Source organism: Parafrankia discariae (genome assembly GCF_000373365.1).
GTDB classification, from domain to species: Bacteria; Actinomycetota; Actinomycetes; order Frankiales; family Frankiaceae; genus Parafrankia; species Parafrankia discariae.
This window is the reverse complement of the sequence record NZ_KB891274.1, coordinates 152,141-168,826: the sequence shown is the minus strand read 5'-3', so window position 1 is coordinate 168,826 and position 16,686 is coordinate 152,141. Positions and strand designations below refer to the sequence as shown.

Here is a 16,686-nt window from a genome sequence, read left to right as displayed (position 1 = left end):
TCAGCGGATCGGCGACATCAGCGGCCCGGGGGCAGCAGTTGGACCGGGGACAGCAGCCGGGCCAGCTCGACCCGCGAACTCATGCCGAGCTTGTCGTAGATGTGCGAGAGGTGGGTGTCGACGGTGCGCGGGCTCACCCGCAGTCGGCTGGCGATGTCCCGGGTCCGCAGCCCCTGGCCGGCGAGCTGGGCGACCTCCTGCTCCCTGGTGGTGAGCTCGACCAGCGGGTCGGGGCCGGGGCGGTGGCGCCGTTGCTGAGCCGACCGCGCGAACGTCCGGGCCCGGCCGCCGGCGGGCGCGCCCGCCAGCAGGTCGGCCGCCTCGGCGTAGCACCGGTCGGCCTCCGGGCCGCGGCCCAGTGCGTAGCCGCGGGCGAGCAGTGCGTGGCCCCGCTGCTCGGGCAGCCCGACCCGGGCGGCCTCCTCGGCCGCGCGGGCCGCCCATGGCCGCGGATCCTCCCCGGCCAGCAGCGCGGCGGCGGCCAGCACCTCGAAGATGCGGGCGCCCAGCACCGGGATCGGCTCGGCGACCCGCCAGGTCTCCCGCTTCGACCCCAGCAGGGCCAGGGCAGCCGGTCCGTCGCCGGCGGCCAGCGCGGCCTCGGCGAACAACAGCGCGGTCAGCGGTGTGCGGGGCGCGTCGGCGTGCACGCCCTCCGGCAGCTCCGGGCCGAACGTGGGGGAGCGCCCCAGCCCGGCCCAGGCGGCCGTGGCCACGGCCTGTGCCAGCGCCGCCTGGTCGGCGCGACCGGCCCGCTGCGACACGTGCTGGGCCTCCCGGGTGACCTCGATCGCCTCGCTCCGGCGCCCCGACTGGTAGTGGATGTAGGCGAGGCTGTTGAGCAGGGCGGGCAGCAGGTGGCGCTCGCCGTGCTTGCGGGCGCCGCGCACCGCGCGGGTGATCCTGGCGTGCGCGCTGTCGTAGCGACCGAGCATCGCCTCCGTCCAGCCCAGGCACTGCAGGAGGTACAGCTCCGGGCCCGAGGGGTCCGGGCCGTTCACCGCCAGGGCGTCGAGCGCGGTGGCCGCCGCGTCCGTCTCCGCGCCCGCGGACCTGTTCCCGGTGGTGCCGCGGTCGGTGGTGAGCGCGGCGCACAGCGCCCGGACCGCGAGCCCGCCGGCCCGGGTCAGCGGGTCACCGGCCGGCTCCGGCCCGGTCAGCGCGTCGACCTCGGCGCGACTCGGTATGCCACCGGAGACGATGCGGGCGAGCTGGGTGAACAGCTGCACGCGCCCCTCCTCCGCCGGCCCGCGGGCGTCGGCGAGCGCGGTCGACAGCAGGGCGACGGCGTGGTCGTGGCAGCCCATCGAGGCCGAGACCATCGCCAGGTGCGCCGCCGTGCCCACCCGGCCGGCCGCCCCGTACGCGGCCGGGGTGTTCAGGACCTCCTGGCCGAGGGCGCGCAGGCGCGGGACGGTGTCGGGACGGGCGAGCAGGTCGATCACCGGGCGCCAGACGTCCGGGCCGACCGGCGGGAGCCCCGCACCGGCTGTGTCGCCGGTGCTGTCTGTGCTGCCTGTGCCGTTCGGGGTTTCCGGGGTGGCGCGGCGCAGCCGCAGGGCGGTGCTGAGCCAGTGGGCGGCCTCGGTGCCCTGCTCGCTCTGCACGGCCGCCCGGGTCGCGTCGAGCAGCACCGTCAGGTCCAGGGCCTGGCTGTGCGATCCGGAGCGCTCGACATGCCGGGCGAGCACGGCCGGCGCGGCGAACGTCGACCGGAGGTGCTCGAGGGCGCGCCGGTGCGCCCCGGCCCGCCAGCAGGAGTCGGTCTCCCCGTAGACACAGCTGCCCAGCAGCGGGTGGCGGAAGGCCAGCTCGCCGCCCGGCACCATGCGCACCAGGTCGCGGCCACGCAGCTGGCCGAGCGCCTGGCAGGCGTCCTCCCGGTCGAGCTGCGCGACGGCCGCCACGGCGTCGATCGAGAAGGTGTCGCCGAGTACGGCGGCCGCGTGCGCGACCAGCCGCTGGCGGGCGTCGAGATGCACGGTCTCGGCCAGCAGCCGGGCGCCGAGCGCGCTGCGCGTCCACAGGTCGGGCGGCTCACCGGCCGGGTCGTGGCCACCCGCGCCGGTCGGGTCCGGGCCGGTCGGGTCCACTCCGTTCAGACCGCGCTCCCGCTCGGCCAACGCCGTCAGGTAGAGCGGATTGCCGGCACTGCGCTCGTGCAGGTCGGCCAGCCCCGGCGCGGTGACCGCGAGCCCGAGGAGCTCGGCGCTCTGGCGCAGGCTGAGCGCCGGCAACGCGACCTGGTCCACCGCGCCCACCTCGACGCCCTGCTGCAGGGTGACCTGCAGCCAGGAGGACATCTGACGCCGGCGATGCGCCACCACGACCGACAGCGGCTGCCCCAGCGGCCAGCGCGTCAGGATCTCGAGCAGCTCGACCGACGCCCGGTCGGCGAAATGCACGTCGTCGAGCAGCAGCAGCAGTGGGTCGGGCGCCGCCGCCAGCGTCTCCTCCAGCAGCGATCGCAGCTCGGCGAAGAGCCGGCAGCGGCCGGTCTCGGTGTCGGCGAGCATGTCACCGGCGGTCGCCAGGGCCTGGACGAACGCGGTGGCCTGCGGCAGCGGCCCGGCGCCGGTGGGCCGCCAGGTGCTGAAGGCGTCGATGAACGGGTGGAAGGGCCGGTGCCGACGGGTCTCGAGCGACCTGCCCCGCAGCACGTCGACGCCACGCTTGCGGGCCTCGTCCGCCACGGCCGTCAGCAGCCGGGTCTTGCCGTAGCCGGGATCGCCGGTGAGCTCCACGATCGCCGGGCCACCGCTGTCCGCGCCCGCGAGCACGTTCAGGATCCGGCCGTGCTCCGCTGTTCGGACGGTGCCGCGCGCACCCGTCGCAGTGAGCTCGGCGGTGGTCATCGCGGCTGTGGTCATGCCCTGTGCCTCTCCTTCTCGACGCGGTTCCGGACATTCTTCGACGGACGACGGCGCTGTGGTGGCCGGGGCACGAATCATGCATGCCCGTGGTGGTCGCCCGGTCGGTGGGACGTGCCCGCGCCGGCCGCCGTGCGATGTCACGGCATCGTCGTAGCCGCCCCAGGCTTCTCCGGGGCGGCTGGTCTGCTTCATCGGCGGGCAGGCGCGGATCTCGAGGACGCGGGCGGCCGGGGGGCCGCGTTGATACCGTCTCGATCTCTTCTTCGGTTTTGCGTCACGGGGGCCCACACCGGCTGTCAGCGCGGTGTGAGAAGGAAGTAGTCGGCGGGTGCGGCTGTATTCCGATGCCGGGATGCCGATGCTCAGACGCGACCGTGGGGGCCGTATCCCGTGGAGCCGGGGTCGGGTCTCCGTCGTCCGTGCTGGGTGCTACGAGCCGTTCAGCCGTTGGTACAGGCGGCGGAGTTAACGCGCAGGAAGTCGATGTGACTTCGGGTCACCAGCACGGCCGAACGATACACATTGCGTATTTGACCATTTAGCTTCGGTCTCGTCAATGTGGATCTTCGTCCTGCCGTTCTCGTGTTCGGGTCCCGCTTTCGGTGCCTGACCGGCTGTTATGGAGAGCGGGCCAGGGCTTGGCGCGGTGGATGTGACGCAGCACCCATATCGGCGCCGCGGTGCGCGCTTCGACGGACGCGGGTCCGCTCCGTGGGCTGTCGCGCGGACGGTTGATGGGACGAAATGGTCGTGCCATGACAAACCGGGCGTTCAGCGCGAACCCTTCGCGTTTGGTCGCTACCGCTGACGCACCGGACAGGCCTGGTCATCGGCACCGGGCTGAGTCGGACAAGGCGGCGGCCGCCCGGCGTTGCCCCGACGACGCGGCGCTCGGCGCGCCGGTCGAGAGCCGGAAGAACCGACCTGCCGGAGCCGCCGGATCTTCCGATTCCGACCGACGGCGACGTCGCGTGCGGCCGGTGTCAGTACTCCGACCGACGGCACCGCCCGTCACGGCGGCTAATTCCGCCGCCCCGGCCGGAAAACCGGCAATTCACCGGCATCCGGGTGGGCCGGACCGCGTCGCCGGGGAGTGTCGGCGTACTTCGTTTTCCGGAACAGCGGGTCGGCGTCGTCGAGCGCGGGCCGTCCGGTAACTCTTCGGCGACCGATGATCAGGTGAGCAGCTTTTTCTTCTGCACCTTGCCCATCTGGTTGCGCGGCAGTTCGGTGGCGAACCGGATCTCGCGCGGGCGTTTGTGCGGGGCCAGCGCGGTCGCGACATGGTCGATCAAAGTCGTGGCGTCGATCGGTTCGTGCGTGACGACAACCGCCACGACGCGCTGGCCGAGATCGTCGTCGGGCACGCCGACGACCGCGGCCTCGGCGACGGACGGATGGGCCAGCAGCGCGTTCTCGACCTCACCGGCTCCGATCTTGTATCCGCCCGACTTGATGAGGTCGGTGCTCTGCCGTCCGACGATGCGCAGCTGCCCGTCCGGCTCGAAGAGGCCGAGATCTCCGGTGGAGAACCAGCCGTCGGATGTCAGCGCCGCGGCGGTGGCGGCCGGGTTGCCCAGGTAGCCGGTGAAGACGTTCGGGCCGCGCACCTCCACCGGTCCGAACTCGTCGTCGCCGGTGACCCGGACCTCGACGCCGCCCAGCGGCGCACCCACCAGGCCCGGCCGGCGGTCGCCGTCGGCCCGCGCGGCGGTGTTGATGAGGGTCTCGGTGAGCCCGTACCGTTCGGCGACCCGCTGGCCGGCGCGGGCGACGAACCGGTCGAACACCGGCACGGGCAGCGCCGCCGAACCCGACACGAGCAGCCGGGCGGACGCGAACGCCGCGGGCTCGGGCACCCGCGACCACATGGTCGGCACGGCGAAGTACAACGTCGCGCCCGGCACCGGCGCGAACCGGGCCACATGGTGCAGCGCGGACCCGATCCGCAGCGGGCCCAGCGTCCCGAGCACCAGCCCGTGCACGTGGAACAGCGGCAGCGCGTGCCCGAGCACGTCGTCCGGCGACCAGGCCCAAGCGTCGGCCAGCGCGTCGATGTTGGACGCGACCGCGCGGCGCGGGATCACCGCGCCCTTCGGGGGCCCGGTGGTCCCGGAGGTGTAGATGACCAGCGCGGGTGCGTCGTCGTCGGCCGACTCGGCCGGCAGCGCGCCGCGCGCGGTGAGATCCACGTCGTCGAGCAGCAGGTCGGGGTCGCTGTCGGCCAGGACGTACGCCCGCTCGGCGTCGCCGGCCTGCGGGTTGACCGTGACCACGGTGACGCCGGCCTCCACCGCCCCGGCGATCGCGACCACGGTCTCCAGGGTCGGGGTGGCCACCACCGCGATCCGGCGCAGCCCCCGCAGCCGCCCGGCGACGGCGCCCACCGCGCCGGCCAGGTCGTCGCCCGCGAGCGCGGCGCCCGACATCCGGACCACGGCCCGGCCTTCACGCAATGCAGTCAGCACACCCGCATTCTCCGGCGTGCCGCCCGTCCGGGTCGACCCACCCGGGTCGACCCGGACGGGTCACCCGGGCGAAGCCGAGCTCGGCGAGTCCGTGGTCCGTGACGTGCTCCAGGCAGGAGCGCATGTCCGGCGCGGTCATGCCACCGACGCCGCCGGCGAGCGGGTTGGGCGCGAACACCGTCTCCGCGTCGACGGCGTCGGGTAGCGAGCTGCTTGCCCTCCGGCGGCCACCTTGCCCTCAACGGGAGCAGAACCCGGCCATACCGCCCCGCAAACGGCGAGGACGTCAGCAAAAGCCGGCTCAGCTCCTCGCCGTTTCGCATCCTTCTCGCCATTCCGAGGGGATATTTCGGACAAATTTTAGCCCGAAGAGGTGAGAAAGAAATGAGATGGCGAGGACCGCGAGGCCGACCCGGCTCGGGCGGATCCCAGCGGGAGACCGGGTCCGGGCCGGGTGGACCGCGGCGGAACCCGGCCCGGCCCGAGAGGGTCGCGGCGGGCCGGGGTTCGGCCGACTGATCTCGAACAGGTGGTGGACGACGGGGCCGGGCGGATCTGAGCCGTGCTCGAGGTCCTCGTCGATCGAGCTTCGCGGTCAACCTTGACACCTGATATATCAAAATGTCAGTGTTGAGGTGACGGGGACGTCGTCCGCCCGGGCGGACACCACGCATCCTTCGCTGATCGAGAGGTGGGCCACGATGGGCCGGCGGCCGGAGGCAACCAGGACCAGCGCGGTCGACGCGGCGTCCACCGACACGGCGTCCGTCAACACCGTGTCCGCCGACACGGCGTCCGTCAGTGCCGCGCCCGCCGACGTCGGCGCCGTGCCTGTCAGCGCCGTGCCTGTTGACACCGCGCCCACGGCGGCGGCGTGGGCGGCCGCGGAGGACGACGCCGGTCGGTTCCGTGACGCCATGGCCTCGTTCCCCAGCGGCGTCACGATCGTGACGACCGCCGACGAGACCGGTCGGTGGTGGGGCTTCACGGCGAGCTCGTTCTGCTCGGTGTCCATGAGCCCGCCGCTGGTCCTGGTCTGTCTCGCGACGTCCGCGCAGTGCCACCCCGCGTTCGAGCGGGCGCGGCGGTTCATCGTGCACGTGGTGCCGCCGGAGCACACCGACCTCGCGGTCCGGTTCGCGACGCGCGGCGCGGACAAGTTCGCCGACGCGGGCTTCCGCCCCGACGAGAGCGGTCTGCCGGTGCTCGACCGGGCGTGCGTGGTGCTGGACTGCGCCTCCCACGCCATCCAACCGGCTGGTGACCATTCGATCCTGCTCGGCCGGGTCGAGCGGACGCGGGTCGGGGAGGACCGTCCCGCTGTCTACTTCCGCCGCCGGTTCCACCTGCTCGGGGATGCCACCTGAGCTGACGACCGCGGTCGGGCGGCCGCCGAACGAGTCCCAGGTGGCCGCCGGGCGGTACTCGGGCGGTTTCGCCGATGTCATCACGGTCATCGCGCCGCCCACTTGACGGCGCGGCCTCGCCCTCTCTCTGATATACCCTGGTCGCGTGTCCAGGCCCGAACACCTCCGCGCCCAGGAGGGCGCGTTCGTCGGAGATGAGCGGGCGGCAGCCGACACCGGTGGAGGCAGTCTTCGCAGGCTCCGGCTCGGCGCGACCGCCCGCGACAGGGTGGCCGACGTGCTGCGGGACGAGATCATGGGCGGCCGGCTCGGTCCCGGCGCCCGCGTCGACCTGGACGAGACCGCCGCCCGGCTGGGCACGAGCCGGACTCCGGTGCGCGAGGCGTGCCTGACCCTCCAGTTCGAAGGCCTGGTCCGCGTCGCTCCCCGCAGTGGTGTGTCCGTGATCGGCCTGCGTCAGCGCGACGTCGAGGACAACTTCGCTCTGATCGCCATGCTCTCCGGAGCGGCGGCGGCCTGGGCCGCGGAGCGGGTCTCCGAGTCCCACCTGGCCGAGATCCGGCGCCTCGCCGGCGACGTCCGCTCCGCTGTCGAGACCGGCGGTGATCTGAGGACGGCGAACTTCCTGTTCCACCGGGCCGTGAACCGGGCCAGTGACTCGGTGCGCCTGATCGCGCTCATCCGTCAGACCGGGCGGATCATCCCGTGGTCGTTCTTCGACCTCGTCCCCGAGCAGGTGGGCTGCGCCCTGCGCGAGCACGACGACATCGTCGACGCGCTCGCCGCCCGCAACGGCGCCCGCGCGCGCCGGGTGTCGGAGGAGCACGTGCTCAGCGCCGGCCGCCTGCTGGTCACCCGGGTGTTCGGCGCCGGCCCGGCCGGCGCCGCCACCGGGCCGGCAGCCGGCTCGGCCGGCTGACCGGCCCGGAGACCCCGCTGCCCGGCCCAAGCGGCGGCGGCGGCCTGTTCAGGCGCCGGCGCCACCGCCGGCGGTGGCCGACGCCGTGAAGCTGCTGGCCGGACGGGCCAGCCCGAGGTTCTCCCGCAGCGTCGAGCCCGTGTACTCGGTACGGAACAGCCCGCGGCGGCGCAGCTCGGGCACGACCAGCCGGACGAAGTCCTCGAACGCCCCGGGGAAGTGGGTGGCCGCGAGGACGAAGCCGTCGCAGGAGTAGGTCTCGAACCAGTCCTGCATCTGGTCGGCGATCTGCGGGCCGGTGCCGACGAAGCGCGGGCCCTGCAGCAGGGTGGCGCGGTGGTTGGCCAGGGTCCGCAGCGTCATCGGCCCGCCGCCGAGGTGCTTCTTCACGCCCTGGACCAGGCCGCGGATGCCGGAGACGGAGTCGATGAGCTCGTCGGTGATCTCGTCGTCGAGTGAGTAGCCCGCGAAGTCGTGGTTCGTCAGCTCGGAGAGCAGCGTCAGCGACGCCATCGGGTGGACGAGCTCGTTGAGGAAGATGTTCTCCTTCTCCCGGGCGATCGTCTCGGTCTCGCCGACGATGGCGTACGCCATCGGCAGCAGCCGGACGGCCTCGGCGGACCGGCCCTCGGCGGTGATGAGGTCCTTCTGGGCGCGGTAGTGCTCGGCGGCGACGTTCTGGCTCGGGTCCGCGGTGAAGATCAGGTCGGCCCACCGGGCGGCGAACCGCTGGCCGCGGCCCGACTGGCCGGCCTGGATGATGGGCACCCGGCCCTGCGGCGGGCGCGGCACCGTCAGCGGTCCCTGCACGTCGAAGTACTTGCCGTGGTGGTCGAGCTCGTGGACCTTGCCCGGGTCGGCGAAGACGCCGGACTCGCGGTCCAGCACCAGGCTGTCGTCCTCCCAGGAGTCCCAGAGCCGGGTGACGACGTCGATGAACTCCTCGGCGCGGTCGTAGCGCTCGTCGTGGCCGAGGTGCCGGTCGACGCCGAAGTTGCGGGCCTCGGAGTCGTTCACCGAGGTGACCACGTTCCAGGCCGCCCGCCCGCCGCTGAGGTGGTCCAGGGTCGCGAAGGTCCGCGCGACGTGGAACGGCGGGTAGTACGTCGTCGAGTAGGTCGCGCCGAGACCCAGGTGGGTCGTCGCGGCCGCGGCGGCGCCCAGGACGGCGGTCAGGTCCAGCTTGACCGGGCGCGCGCCGTAGCGGACGGCGTCGGCGGTGGAGTCGCCGTAGATCGACGGCATCGCCAGGCGGTCGTCGAAGAACATCAGGTCGAACGTGCCCTCCTCGAGCACCCGGGCGATCCGCTGGTAGTAGCGGAGGTCGAGGAAGTCGTGCGCCGAGCTCGGGTACCGCCACGACCCCGAGTAGACGGACACGTTCGAGGCCTGCATGAACGCGACCAGGGTGAGCTGGTCCTCGCGCCTTGGCGACACGGTTGCCCCTCTCGCGATTGATATATCAGAGTCTCGACATTAGACGTCGAGTCCGCCCTGAGGTCAACCGGATCGACGGTGTGTGGCCAGGCGGGCGGGGCCGGCCCGGGTCGAGGGGTGGGACTTCCATTCCACGTGCGCCACCGCCGAGCAGAAGGAGGGCATGGCCGCGTTCACCGAGAAGCGCGGGTCGGTCTCCCGCGACGCCTGACAGCTCAGCCTCGCCGTCGGGGACCCGTCAGGGACGCAGCCCGGCGAAGACGACGGCGAGGGTTCGGGCCTGCAGCTCGTCGTCCCAGCCGTCGTGCAGGGCGGCCTGGCAGCAGGCCGTGAGAAGCGCGAGCACCTCGGGGACGCGGACCTCGTCGCGCACGCCGCCGGCCTGCTGGGCGCGGGTGAGCAGTTCCGTGATCGGCTGCCGGAGGGCGTGGACCGGTTTGGCGACCGGGAGGTCGATTCCGGAGGCGGCGAGGAGGTCGACGACGGTCCTCTTGGCCGCCGCCTGCTCGACCATGCTGGTGAAGAAGGCGAACAGCCCGGTGGCGGCCTCGCCTCCGGCGACGAGGGCGGTGATCTCGCGCTCCAACCGGGTCACGAGATCGCCGACGAGTGCCCGCAGCAGGGCTTCCTTGGTCGGGAAGTGCCGGAAGACGGTGCCGACCGCGACCCCGGCCCGCCGGGCGACCTCCTCGGTCGACCCCGACGCGCCCCGCTCGGCGAAGACGGCCTCGGCGGCCTCGAGGATCCGTGTCCGGTTTCGCCGGGCGTCCGCGCGCAGGCCCTGGCTGCTGGCCGGTGGGGTGCTACGGCCGTCCGCCGCGGGCGTGCGTGACGTCATGACCGGACGTACCCCCGTGCGGTTGACAACATGAGTGGTGACTCACCATAGTCTGAGTCGCCACTCATGTTAGTGCCCGCGGTAGCTCCCGGACTGCTCCCCGCCGCGCGCACCGGCCGAAGGGAACGGGATCCATGCCGCCGTCCGGCAACGCCGAGCTCACGCCGCGGGAGGCCTACGCGCGCTTCCAGCAGGTACTGCTGGGGAACGCCCCCGAACTCGCGGACGACCTGTACGCCGAGGACGTCGTCGTCGAGTTTCCGTTCGCCCGGCCGGGCATGCGCCGGTGTTTCGAGGGGCGGGACGCGTTCCGGTCCTTCGCGGCGGCGGCGGGCGGCGCGTCGAGCCCGGTACGGTTCGAGGAATTTCGCGACGTGGTCATCCACGACACGACTGATCCTGAGGTGATCATCGCGGAGTATGACCTGGCCGGAACGGTGACCACCACCAACCGCCAGGCGGCGGAGTCGTTCGTCCTCGTGCTCCGGGTCCGCGCCGGACGGATCGTGCACCTCCGCGAGTACCAGAACGTCCTCGGTATGGCGGCGGCGCTGGGCCAGCTCCCGGAACTGCTGACCGGCCTCGACCCGACCACGGGAAACGGCGACGGGAGCCCGGGTGAGGGCTCGGGCCGGCGACGTCGGGAAAGCGCGGACGGACCAACGGGAAGCTCCGAGGAGGGCGTGAACACATGATCGACCACAAGGTCCGGGCACATCGCAGCGTCGAGCGGCTGGCCCGGGAGGACCAGCTCGCCTGGAAGATCGCCGCGGTGGCGACCGACCCGGTCGAGGTCACCGGCGACGTGACCGACATGGTGATCAACCGGGTCATCGACAACGCCGGGGTCGCCGCCGCCGCGCTGAGCCGCGGACCGGTGGCCGCCGCCCGCGACCAGGCGCTGCGGCACGTCCCCGCCCCCGGCCGGGCCGGCGCGACCGTGTTCGGCGCGCCGGCCGACGTCCGCGTCTCCCCGGAGTGGGCGGCCTGGGCCAACGGCGTCGCCGTGCGCGAGCTGGACTTCCACGACACCTACCTGGCGGCGGACTACTCCCACCCCGGGGACAACATCCCGCCGCTGCTGGCCGTGGCGCAGCACCTGGGGCGCGACGGCGCCGCGCTGCTGCGCGGGATCGCCATCGGCTACGAGATCCAGGTCGCGCTCGTCCGCGGGATCTGCCTGCACCGGCACAGGATCGACCACATCGCGCACCTCGGCCCGTCGGCCGCCGCCGGCGTCGGGACCCTGCTCGGTCTGCCGACGGAGACCGTCTACCAGGCGGTGCAGCAGGCGCTGCACACGACCACGACGACGCGGCAGTCCCGCAAGGGCGAGATCTCGAGCTGGAAGGCGTACGCGCCCGCGTTCGCCGGCAAGCTCGCCGTCGAGGCGGTGGACCGCGCGATGCGCGGTGAGGGCGCGCCGTCACCGGCCTACGAGGGGGAGGACGGGTTCATCGCCTGGCTGCTCGACGGGCCCGGCGGGCAGTACGTGGTCTCGCTGCCCGCCGCCGGGGAGGCCAGGCGGGGCATCCTGGAGACCTACACCAAGGAGCACTCCGCCGAGTACCAGAGCCAGGCGCTGATCGACCTGGCCCGCCGCCTCGGCCCGCGGATCGGGGACTTCGCCCGGGTCCGCTCCATCGTGATCCACACCAGCCATCACACCCACCAGGTGATCGGCTCCGGGGCGAACGACCCGCAGAAGTACGACGCGAAGGCCAGCCGGGAGACCCTCGACCACTCGATTCCCTACATCTTCGCGGTGGCCCTGCAGGACGGCGACTGGCACCACGAGCGCTCCTACGCCCCCGAGCGGGCGGCGCGGCCGGACACCGTCGCCCTCTGGCGGAAGATCACCACGCTGGAGGACAAGGAGTGGACCCGGCGCTACCACGCCATCGACCCCGCCGAGAAGGCGTTCGGGGGCCGGGTCGTCGTCGAGTTCGACGACGGCACCGTGCTCACCGACGAGATCGCCGTCGCCGACGCGCATCCGCTCGGCGCCCGCCCGTTCGGCCGCGACGAGTACGTCGGCAAGTTCCGCCGCCTCGCCGCGGGCGTTATCTCCGACGCCGAGCAGGAGCGGTTCCTCGGCCTCGCCGCCCGCCTGCCCGAACTCACCCCCGATGAGCTCGGCGGACTCACCCTCACCCCTGAGCCCGCGCCGACCACCGGGCACACCCGGGGAATCTTCTGACCACAGGACGATCTGACCACGGGACGAGTCGTCTGATGCTGCACGCGAGAACACCCGCCCACGCCCGCCGCGCCGCGTTCCGCGAGGCGCTGCGCTCCGGCCGGCTGCTGCGTTTCCCCGGCGCGTTCAACCCGCTGAGCGCCGTTCTCATCACCGAGCTCGGCTTCGACGGCGTCTACGTCTCCGGCGCGGTGCTCTCCGCCGAGCTGGCCCTGCCCGACATCGGGCTGACCACCCTGACCGAGGTCGCCGGGCGGGCCGGGCAGATCGCCCGGGTCACCGACCTGCCGGCCCTCGTGGACGCCGACACCGGCTTCGGTGAGCCGATGAACGTCGCCCGCACCGTCCAGGTCCTCGAGGACGCCGGACTCGCCGGCTGTCACCTGGAGGACCAGGTCAACCCGAAGCGGTGCGGGCACCTCGACGGCAAGTCCGTGGTCGGCACCGCGGAGATGGTCCGCCGGATCCACGCCGCGGTCACCGCCCGCCGGGACGACAACTTCGTCATCTGCGCCCGCACCGACGCCCGCGCCGCCGAGGGCCTGGCCGGCGCCACCGAACGGGCCCGCGCCTACGTCGACGCCGGCGCGGACCTGATCTTCCCGGAGGCGATGGCCGACCTCGCCGAGTTCGAGGCGATGCGCAGGGCGGTCGACGTGCCGATCCTGGCGAACATGACCGAGTTCGGGAAGAGCGAGCTCCTCACCGTCCCGGCGCTGGAATCCGCCGGCGTGAACCTCGTCATCTACCCGGTGACCCTGCTGCGCCTGGCGATGGGCGCCGTCGAGGACGGCCTGCGTCAGCTGCTGGCGGACGGCACGCAGGCCGGTCTCGTCGACCGGATGCAGACCCGCTCCCGCCTCTACGAGCTCCTCGACTACCCCGCCTACAACACCTTCGACACCAGCACCTTCAACTTCCGGATCTGAGCTCTCCGGTTCTCCTCGGAATTTCCGGTCCTCTCCCTGGAAGGACGTCCGCCGTGCCCGCCCCTTCCGCCCTGTTCGGCTCCGTCCGGGCCGCGCACCGCCATCCCGACCAGCACGGCCGGACGGACGGGACGGCCTGGTGGTGACCCGGCGGGTGCTGGTGCTCGGCGGCACCGCGGAGGGCCGCCAGCTCGCCGGCGCGCTGGTCGGGCTGGCGGGAGTCGAGGTGGTCTACTCGATCGCGGGCCGGGTGGCCGCGCCCGCGCTGCCCGAGGCCGCGCGGATCCGGGTGGGTGGCTTCGACGGCGCGGACGGCCTGGCCCGCTACCTGCGGTCCGCCGGGGTCGCGGCGGTGATCGACGCGACCCATCCCTACGCGGCGGTGATGACCCGGTCCGCGGTGGCGGGCTGCGGTGCCGCCGCGGTGCCGCTGCTGGTCGTGCGCCGGCCGGGCTGGCGGGAGGCCGACGGTGACGACTGGCACCGGGTGCCGTCGCTGGCCGCCGCCGCCGTGGCGTTGGACGGTTTCGGTGAGCGGGTGTTCCTGACCACCGGACGCTCGGGGGTCGCCGCGTTCGCGGGACTGGACCGGCACCGGTTCCTCCTGCGCTCGATCGAGGCGCCGTCGCCCCCGCTGCCGGCGCGGCTGGACGTCCTGCTCGAACGGGGGCCGTTCACGGTGGACGCGGAGGTGGCGCTGATGCGCGGGCACCGGGTGGACGTCGTGGTCACCAAGGACAGCGGTGGCCCGCTGACGGCCGCGAAGCTCGTCGCCGCGCGCCTGCTCGGCCTGCCGGTCCTGGTGGTGGACCGCCCGCCGGTGCCGCCGGGCGCGCTGGTCGCGGCGACCACACGGGAGGCCCTCGCCTGGGTCACCCGGCTGGACGGGCCGGCCGGCCCGCCGGGTCAGACGGGGTCGGTGACGTAGGCGTTGCGGATCGCGGCCAGGAGGTCGCGCGGTCCGGTGCCGGGTCCGGAGCGGTCCGCGAGGTGGTCGAGGGTGATCCCGCACAGGGTGGCGAGACCGAGGACGAGTTCCGCCATCGCCGCCGCGGGGTTGGCGCGGTCGGCTCCGTCCGCCATCACCCGCTGGACGGCGGTCCAGAAGAACGCGGGGTCGGTCGCGGAGTCGGTGTAGGCGGTCATGATCTCGATTGCCACCGGCAGGCACACCGCCGGACGGTCAGGGACGCCGGCCATGATCCTGCTCCCCTCGATCGACCACCGAGCTGACAGTAGTTGCAACTTATACGCAGCTGCAAATTCGATGCATAACTGGGGTGTCGGGGTGCGGCGTGACGGACGGACCGAGGGGCCGCCGGGATCGGGGAGGGGCGCTGCCACCCGCCGGGGGATCCGGCGGGCCGCTGACGTTCTAGGACAGCCCGGTGGCCTTGCGGGCCTCGTCCAGAGTGCTCCAGCCGGTGCCGAGCATCATCCAGCCGTCGTGGCCGGCCAGGCGGTTGATCGGGTCGCGGACCTTCACCTGCCAGTTGCCGGGGCTGGTCTCGCGGGCGAGGGCGGCCTTGCCGTCGCAGGAGCCGTAGTGTCTGCCGAGCGCGGGCGGTTCAGACTGGGTCGCTGTGAGCAGGTTGTCGGAGTCCATCAAGTCGCTCCGTAAGATGGCCACCGGTGCGCCCTGGCTGGGCGCCGCTCGCGGGTCACGACCCGGGTGGCTGTTGCTCCGTTTCGATGTTACGCCGCCGCCGGCACCCCGGCAGGATGGGAGACCCCACCGTCACCGTCGGTGCCGCGGGGCGTCAGCGCCGCCCGCGCGATCCGGGCCGGGCCGGCCTGACCTCGGGCATGCCGTCGCGGAGGTCGACGTCGACGGGCAGCCCGTAGGCCCGTTCGATGAGCACCGCGGTGTAGACGTCCGCCGGAGCCCCGGAGGCGACGATCCGGCCGTCGTGGAGCAGGGCGACCTGGTGACAGAACCGGGCGGCCAGGTTGAGGCCGTGGATGGCCGGCAGCACATGCAGGCCGTTGCGTTCGGCCAGGGTCTGGACGAGATGCAGGGTCTCCACCTGGTGACGCAGATCGAGGGCGCTGGTGGGTTCGTCGAGGAGCAGCACGGTCGGCTCCTGGGCGAGCGCGCGGGCGATCACGACCCGTCGCGCCTGGCCGCCGGAGAGCTCGTCGACGTGCCGGTCGGCGAGCGCGGTGAGATCGAGCAGGTCGAGCGCCTCGTGGACGCGCCGCTCGTCCGCGGCGGAGGCCCGCAGCCGGCTGCGCGGGGTGCGGGGTGCGGGGTGCGGCCGAGCATGACGGCCTCGGTGACGGTCAGCGAGAAGGCGCCCGGCGAGCCCTGGGGCACGTAGGCGACGACGCGGGCCAGGTCACGTGGTGCGAGCCGGTGCAGGTCGGTGTCGCCGAGGCGGAAAGTGCCCGCCTTCGGCCGGTGGATGCGGCCGACGCCGCGGATGAGGGTGGACTTGCCGCTCCCGTTCGGCCCGAGCAGGTCGACGACGGTACCGGGTGCGACCGTCGGGTCGAGATCGGCGATGACGGTGCGCCGCCCGTAGGCGAACCGGGCGCCCCGGATGTCCAGCGCGGCCGGAGACTGCCGGCGGAGGTCGCGGCGCGCTCGAAGGGCTCAAAGGAACTGCCTCCGCCGGGTCAGGATCAGGTTGATGAACAGCGGGGCGCCGAGGAACGCGACGACGATCCCGACGGGGATGACCGCGGGGGCGAACAGGGTGCGCCCGGCGGTGTCGGCGGCGAGGACGAGCAGGGCACCGCAGATCGCGGCGAACGGGAGCAGGAAACGATGATCGGCGCCGGTGACCAGGACATTCGAGCTACGGGAGACAGTTTGACGGGCCAGCCCGACCCAACCGAGGTGGCGAGCGCGCTGCGGAGGCTCGCCGAGATCAGCCCCTACTTCGAGGCTGACGTCGCGGCCGATCCCGCCGATCCCGCCGGTGCCGCCGGTGCCGACGAGGCGGGTGGCCCCGGGCCGGCGCCGACCCGCGTCGACGAGCTCCACCGGGGCGGAGCGGCCCTGGCGGCCGCGGTCGACGGGGTGAACGAGCGGCTGGGCGGCGTCGAACGACGGGTCGCCGCGTCCACCCTCGCGCTCGGCCACGCCGCCCGGCTCTGGTCCGTCGCCCTGGGCTGCTGGGCGACCGCCGGCATCATCCCCGACCTGCCCGCGCACCTCCTGTGGGTCCAGCCGAGACTCACCAGGCCGGTGCGGCTCATCGTGGCCGAGCCCGCCGGCCGGCGGGTCGAGAGCCTCGCCGAGGCCGTCGACCTGCTCCGCGAGACCGTCGTCGAGAACCACCTGCGGCCCTACTTCGCGGCCCTGGGCGGTGAGACCCGGCTCGCCCCGCGCCTGCTCTGGGGCAACGCCGCGTCCGCGCTGGTCGGCTCGACGCGGGCACTGGCCGCATCCCCGCTCGCCACCCGCGCCGGGGACGTTCCCCGGGCCGCGGCGGCGCTGCTGGCGACCCCGCCGCTCGCCGGGACGACCGTGCACGCCGTCACCTCCGACGGTGGCCTGGCGGTCTCCTCGGTGGTCCGGCGCAGCTGCTGCCTGTTCTACCGGGTGCCGGGCGGCGGTACCTGCGGCGACTGTCCCCTCCCCCGGGAAACCTTCCCGGGTTAGCGGGGCACGGCTGGGACCTGGATTTCCAGCCCCACCCGCGACCAA

16 protein-coding genes and 2 pseudogenes are annotated in these 16,686 nt (G+C 73.4%); 8 read left to right on the top strand and 10 right to left on the bottom strand.

Annotation, left to right across the window (positions count from 1 at the left end):
* Positions 1-17: 17 nt before the first annotated feature.
* Both B056_RS0132480 and B056_RS0132475 read right to left on the bottom strand, forming a co-directional pair.
* On the bottom strand, positions 18-2,870 hold the full coding sequence (locus B056_RS0132480; RefSeq protein ID WP_026240407.1) for a helix-turn-helix transcriptional regulator: 2,853 nt from the start codon (positions 2,868-2,870) through the stop codon (positions 18-20).
* Between the two features lie 1,178 nt (positions 2,871-4,048).
* Positions 4,049-5,341, bottom strand: a complete 1,293-nt coding sequence (locus B056_RS0132475) for an AMP-binding protein (protein WP_076784816.1) — start codon at positions 5,339-5,341, stop codon at positions 4,049-4,051.
* Between the two features lie 917 nt (positions 5,342-6,258).
* On the opposite strand from B056_RS0132475, the gene B056_RS0132465 reads away from it, so the two are divergent.
* Both B056_RS0132465 and B056_RS38865 read left to right on the top strand, forming a co-directional pair.
* The gene (locus B056_RS0132465) at positions 6,259-6,708 is read left to right on the top strand and encodes a flavin reductase family protein (RefSeq protein ID WP_051105800.1); all 450 of its coding nucleotides are present in this window, start codon (positions 6,259-6,261) and stop codon (positions 6,706-6,708) included.
* A 145-nt stretch (positions 6,709-6,853) separates the two neighbouring features.
* Positions 6,854-7,627, top strand: coding sequence for a GntR family transcriptional regulator (locus B056_RS38865; RefSeq protein ID WP_018506012.1), 774 nt, complete (start codon positions 6,854-6,856; stop codon positions 7,625-7,627).
* A gap of 48 nt (positions 7,628-7,675) precedes the next feature.
* Here B056_RS38865 and B056_RS0132450 read toward each other — a convergent pair whose 3' ends face one another.
* Positions 7,676-9,022, bottom strand: coding sequence for an LLM class flavin-dependent oxidoreductase (locus B056_RS0132450; protein WP_035753569.1), 1,347 nt, complete (start codon positions 9,020-9,022; stop codon positions 7,676-7,678).
* Between the two features lie 124 nt (positions 9,023-9,146).
* Here B056_RS0132450 and B056_RS45605 point away from each other — a divergent pair, with 124 nt between their 5' ends.
* Positions 9,147-9,275 carry a hypothetical protein gene (locus B056_RS45605; RefSeq protein WP_018506010.1) on the top strand — a complete coding sequence of 43 codons (129 nt, stop codon included), beginning with the start codon at positions 9,147-9,149 and terminating at the stop codon, positions 9,273-9,275.
* Between the two features lie 27 nt (positions 9,276-9,302).
* On the opposite strand, the gene B056_RS0132440 is transcribed toward B056_RS45605, so the two are convergent.
* Positions 9,303-9,902 (bottom strand): TetR/AcrR family transcriptional regulator, encoded by a 600-nt coding sequence (locus tag B056_RS0132440; protein ID WP_018506009.1) that lies wholly within the window; start codon positions 9,900-9,902, stop codon positions 9,303-9,305.
* A gap of 134 nt (positions 9,903-10,036) precedes the next feature.
* Between B056_RS0132440 and B056_RS38860 the strand changes: the two genes are divergently transcribed.
* The 4 genes from B056_RS38860 (at position 10,037) to B056_RS0132415 (ending at position 13,959) form a co-directional block, all read left to right on the top strand.
* Complete coding sequence (locus tag B056_RS38860; RefSeq protein WP_018506008.1) at positions 10,037-10,597, top strand: nuclear transport factor 2 family protein; 561 nt, start codon at positions 10,037-10,039, stop codon at positions 10,595-10,597.
* The gene (locus tag B056_RS0132430; protein ID WP_018506007.1) at positions 10,594-12,102 is read left to right on the top strand and encodes an MmgE/PrpD family protein; all 1,509 of its coding nucleotides are present in this window, start codon (positions 10,594-10,596) and stop codon (positions 12,100-12,102) included. The genes B056_RS38860 and B056_RS0132430 overlap by 4 nt, the downstream gene beginning before the upstream one ends.
* 35 nt (positions 12,103-12,137) lie before the next feature.
* Positions 12,138-13,031 carry a methylisocitrate lyase gene (gene prpB, locus B056_RS0132425; protein WP_018506006.1) on the top strand — a complete coding sequence of 298 codons (894 nt, stop codon included), beginning with the start codon at positions 12,138-12,140 and terminating at the stop codon, positions 13,029-13,031.
* Positions 13,032-13,170: 139 nt separating this feature from the next.
* Entirely contained in the window at positions 13,171-13,959 is a 789-nt protein-coding gene (locus B056_RS0132415; RefSeq protein WP_018506005.1) for a cobalt-precorrin-6A reductase, read from the top strand.
* On the opposite strand, the gene B056_RS0132410 is transcribed toward B056_RS0132415, so the two are convergent.
* From B056_RS0132410 to B056_RS41345, 6 genes and pseudogenes are all read right to left on the bottom strand, one after another.
* A complete protein-coding gene (locus B056_RS0132410; protein ID WP_018506004.1) occupies positions 13,938-14,231 on the bottom strand; it encodes a hypothetical protein in 294 nt (97 codons plus the stop codon). The genes B056_RS0132415 and B056_RS0132410 overlap by 22 nt on opposite strands.
* Positions 14,232-14,406: 175 nt before the next feature.
* On the bottom strand, positions 14,407-14,637 hold the full coding sequence (locus B056_RS0132405) for a hypothetical protein (protein WP_018506003.1): 231 nt from the start codon (positions 14,635-14,637) through the stop codon (positions 14,407-14,409).
* Between the two features lie 154 nt (positions 14,638-14,791).
* Positions 14,792-15,058: an ATP-binding cassette domain-containing protein gene (locus B056_RS45135; RefSeq protein WP_018506002.1), complete on the bottom strand. Its 267-nt coding sequence runs from the start codon at positions 15,056-15,058 to the stop codon at positions 14,792-14,794.
* 81 nt (positions 15,059-15,139) lie between these two features.
* Positions 15,140-15,208 (bottom strand): annotated as a pseudogene (locus B056_RS46290) (hypothetical protein); the annotation flags it as partial.
* Between the two features lie 155 nt (positions 15,209-15,363).
* A pseudogene (locus tag B056_RS46285) lies at positions 15,364-15,492 on the bottom strand (ATP-binding cassette domain-containing protein); the annotation flags it as partial.
* A 135-nt stretch (positions 15,493-15,627) separates the two neighbouring features.
* A complete protein-coding gene (locus B056_RS41345) occupies positions 15,628-16,020 on the bottom strand; it encodes an iron chelate uptake ABC transporter family permease subunit (RefSeq protein ID WP_230203298.1) in 393 nt (130 codons plus the stop codon).
* 36 nt (positions 16,021-16,056) lie between these two features.
* Between B056_RS41345 and B056_RS0132390 the strand changes: the two genes are divergently transcribed.
* Complete coding sequence (locus B056_RS0132390; protein ID WP_018506000.1) at positions 16,057-16,641, top strand: (2Fe-2S)-binding protein; 585 nt, start codon at positions 16,057-16,059, stop codon at positions 16,639-16,641.
* Positions 16,642-16,686 lie beyond the last annotated feature (45 nt).

Coding starts and splice junctions, on each gene's coding strand:
- B056_RS0132480 (WP_026240407.1), bottom strand. CDS start 2,870: ATGACCACAGCCGCGATGACCACCGCCGAGCTCACTGCGACGGGTGCG.
- B056_RS0132465 (WP_051105800.1), top strand. CDS start 6,259: ATGGCCTCGTTCCCCAGCGGCGTCACGATCGTGACGACCGCCGACGAG.
- B056_RS0132450 (WP_035753569.1), bottom strand. CDS start 9,022: ATGCAGGCCTCGAACGTGTCCGTCTACTCGGGGTCGTGGCGGTACCCG.
- B056_RS0132440 (WP_018506009.1), bottom strand. CDS start 9,902: ATGACGTCACGCACGCCCGCGGCGGACGGCCGTAGCACCCCACCGGCC.
- B056_RS38860 (WP_018506008.1), top strand. CDS start 10,037: ATGCCGCCGTCCGGCAACGCCGAGCTCACGCCGCGGGAGGCCTACGCG.
- B056_RS0132430 (WP_018506007.1), top strand. CDS start 10,594: ATGATCGACCACAAGGTCCGGGCACATCGCAGCGTCGAGCGGCTGGCC.
- prpB (WP_018506006.1), top strand. CDS start 12,138: ATGCTGCACGCGAGAACACCCGCCCACGCCCGCCGCGCCGCGTTCCGC.
- B056_RS0132410 (WP_018506004.1), bottom strand. CDS start 14,231: ATGGCCGGCGTCCCTGACCGTCCGGCGGTGTGCCTGCCGGTGGCAATC.
- B056_RS0132405 (WP_018506003.1), bottom strand. CDS start 14,637: ATGGACTCCGACAACCTGCTCACAGCGACCCAGTCTGAACCGCCCGCG.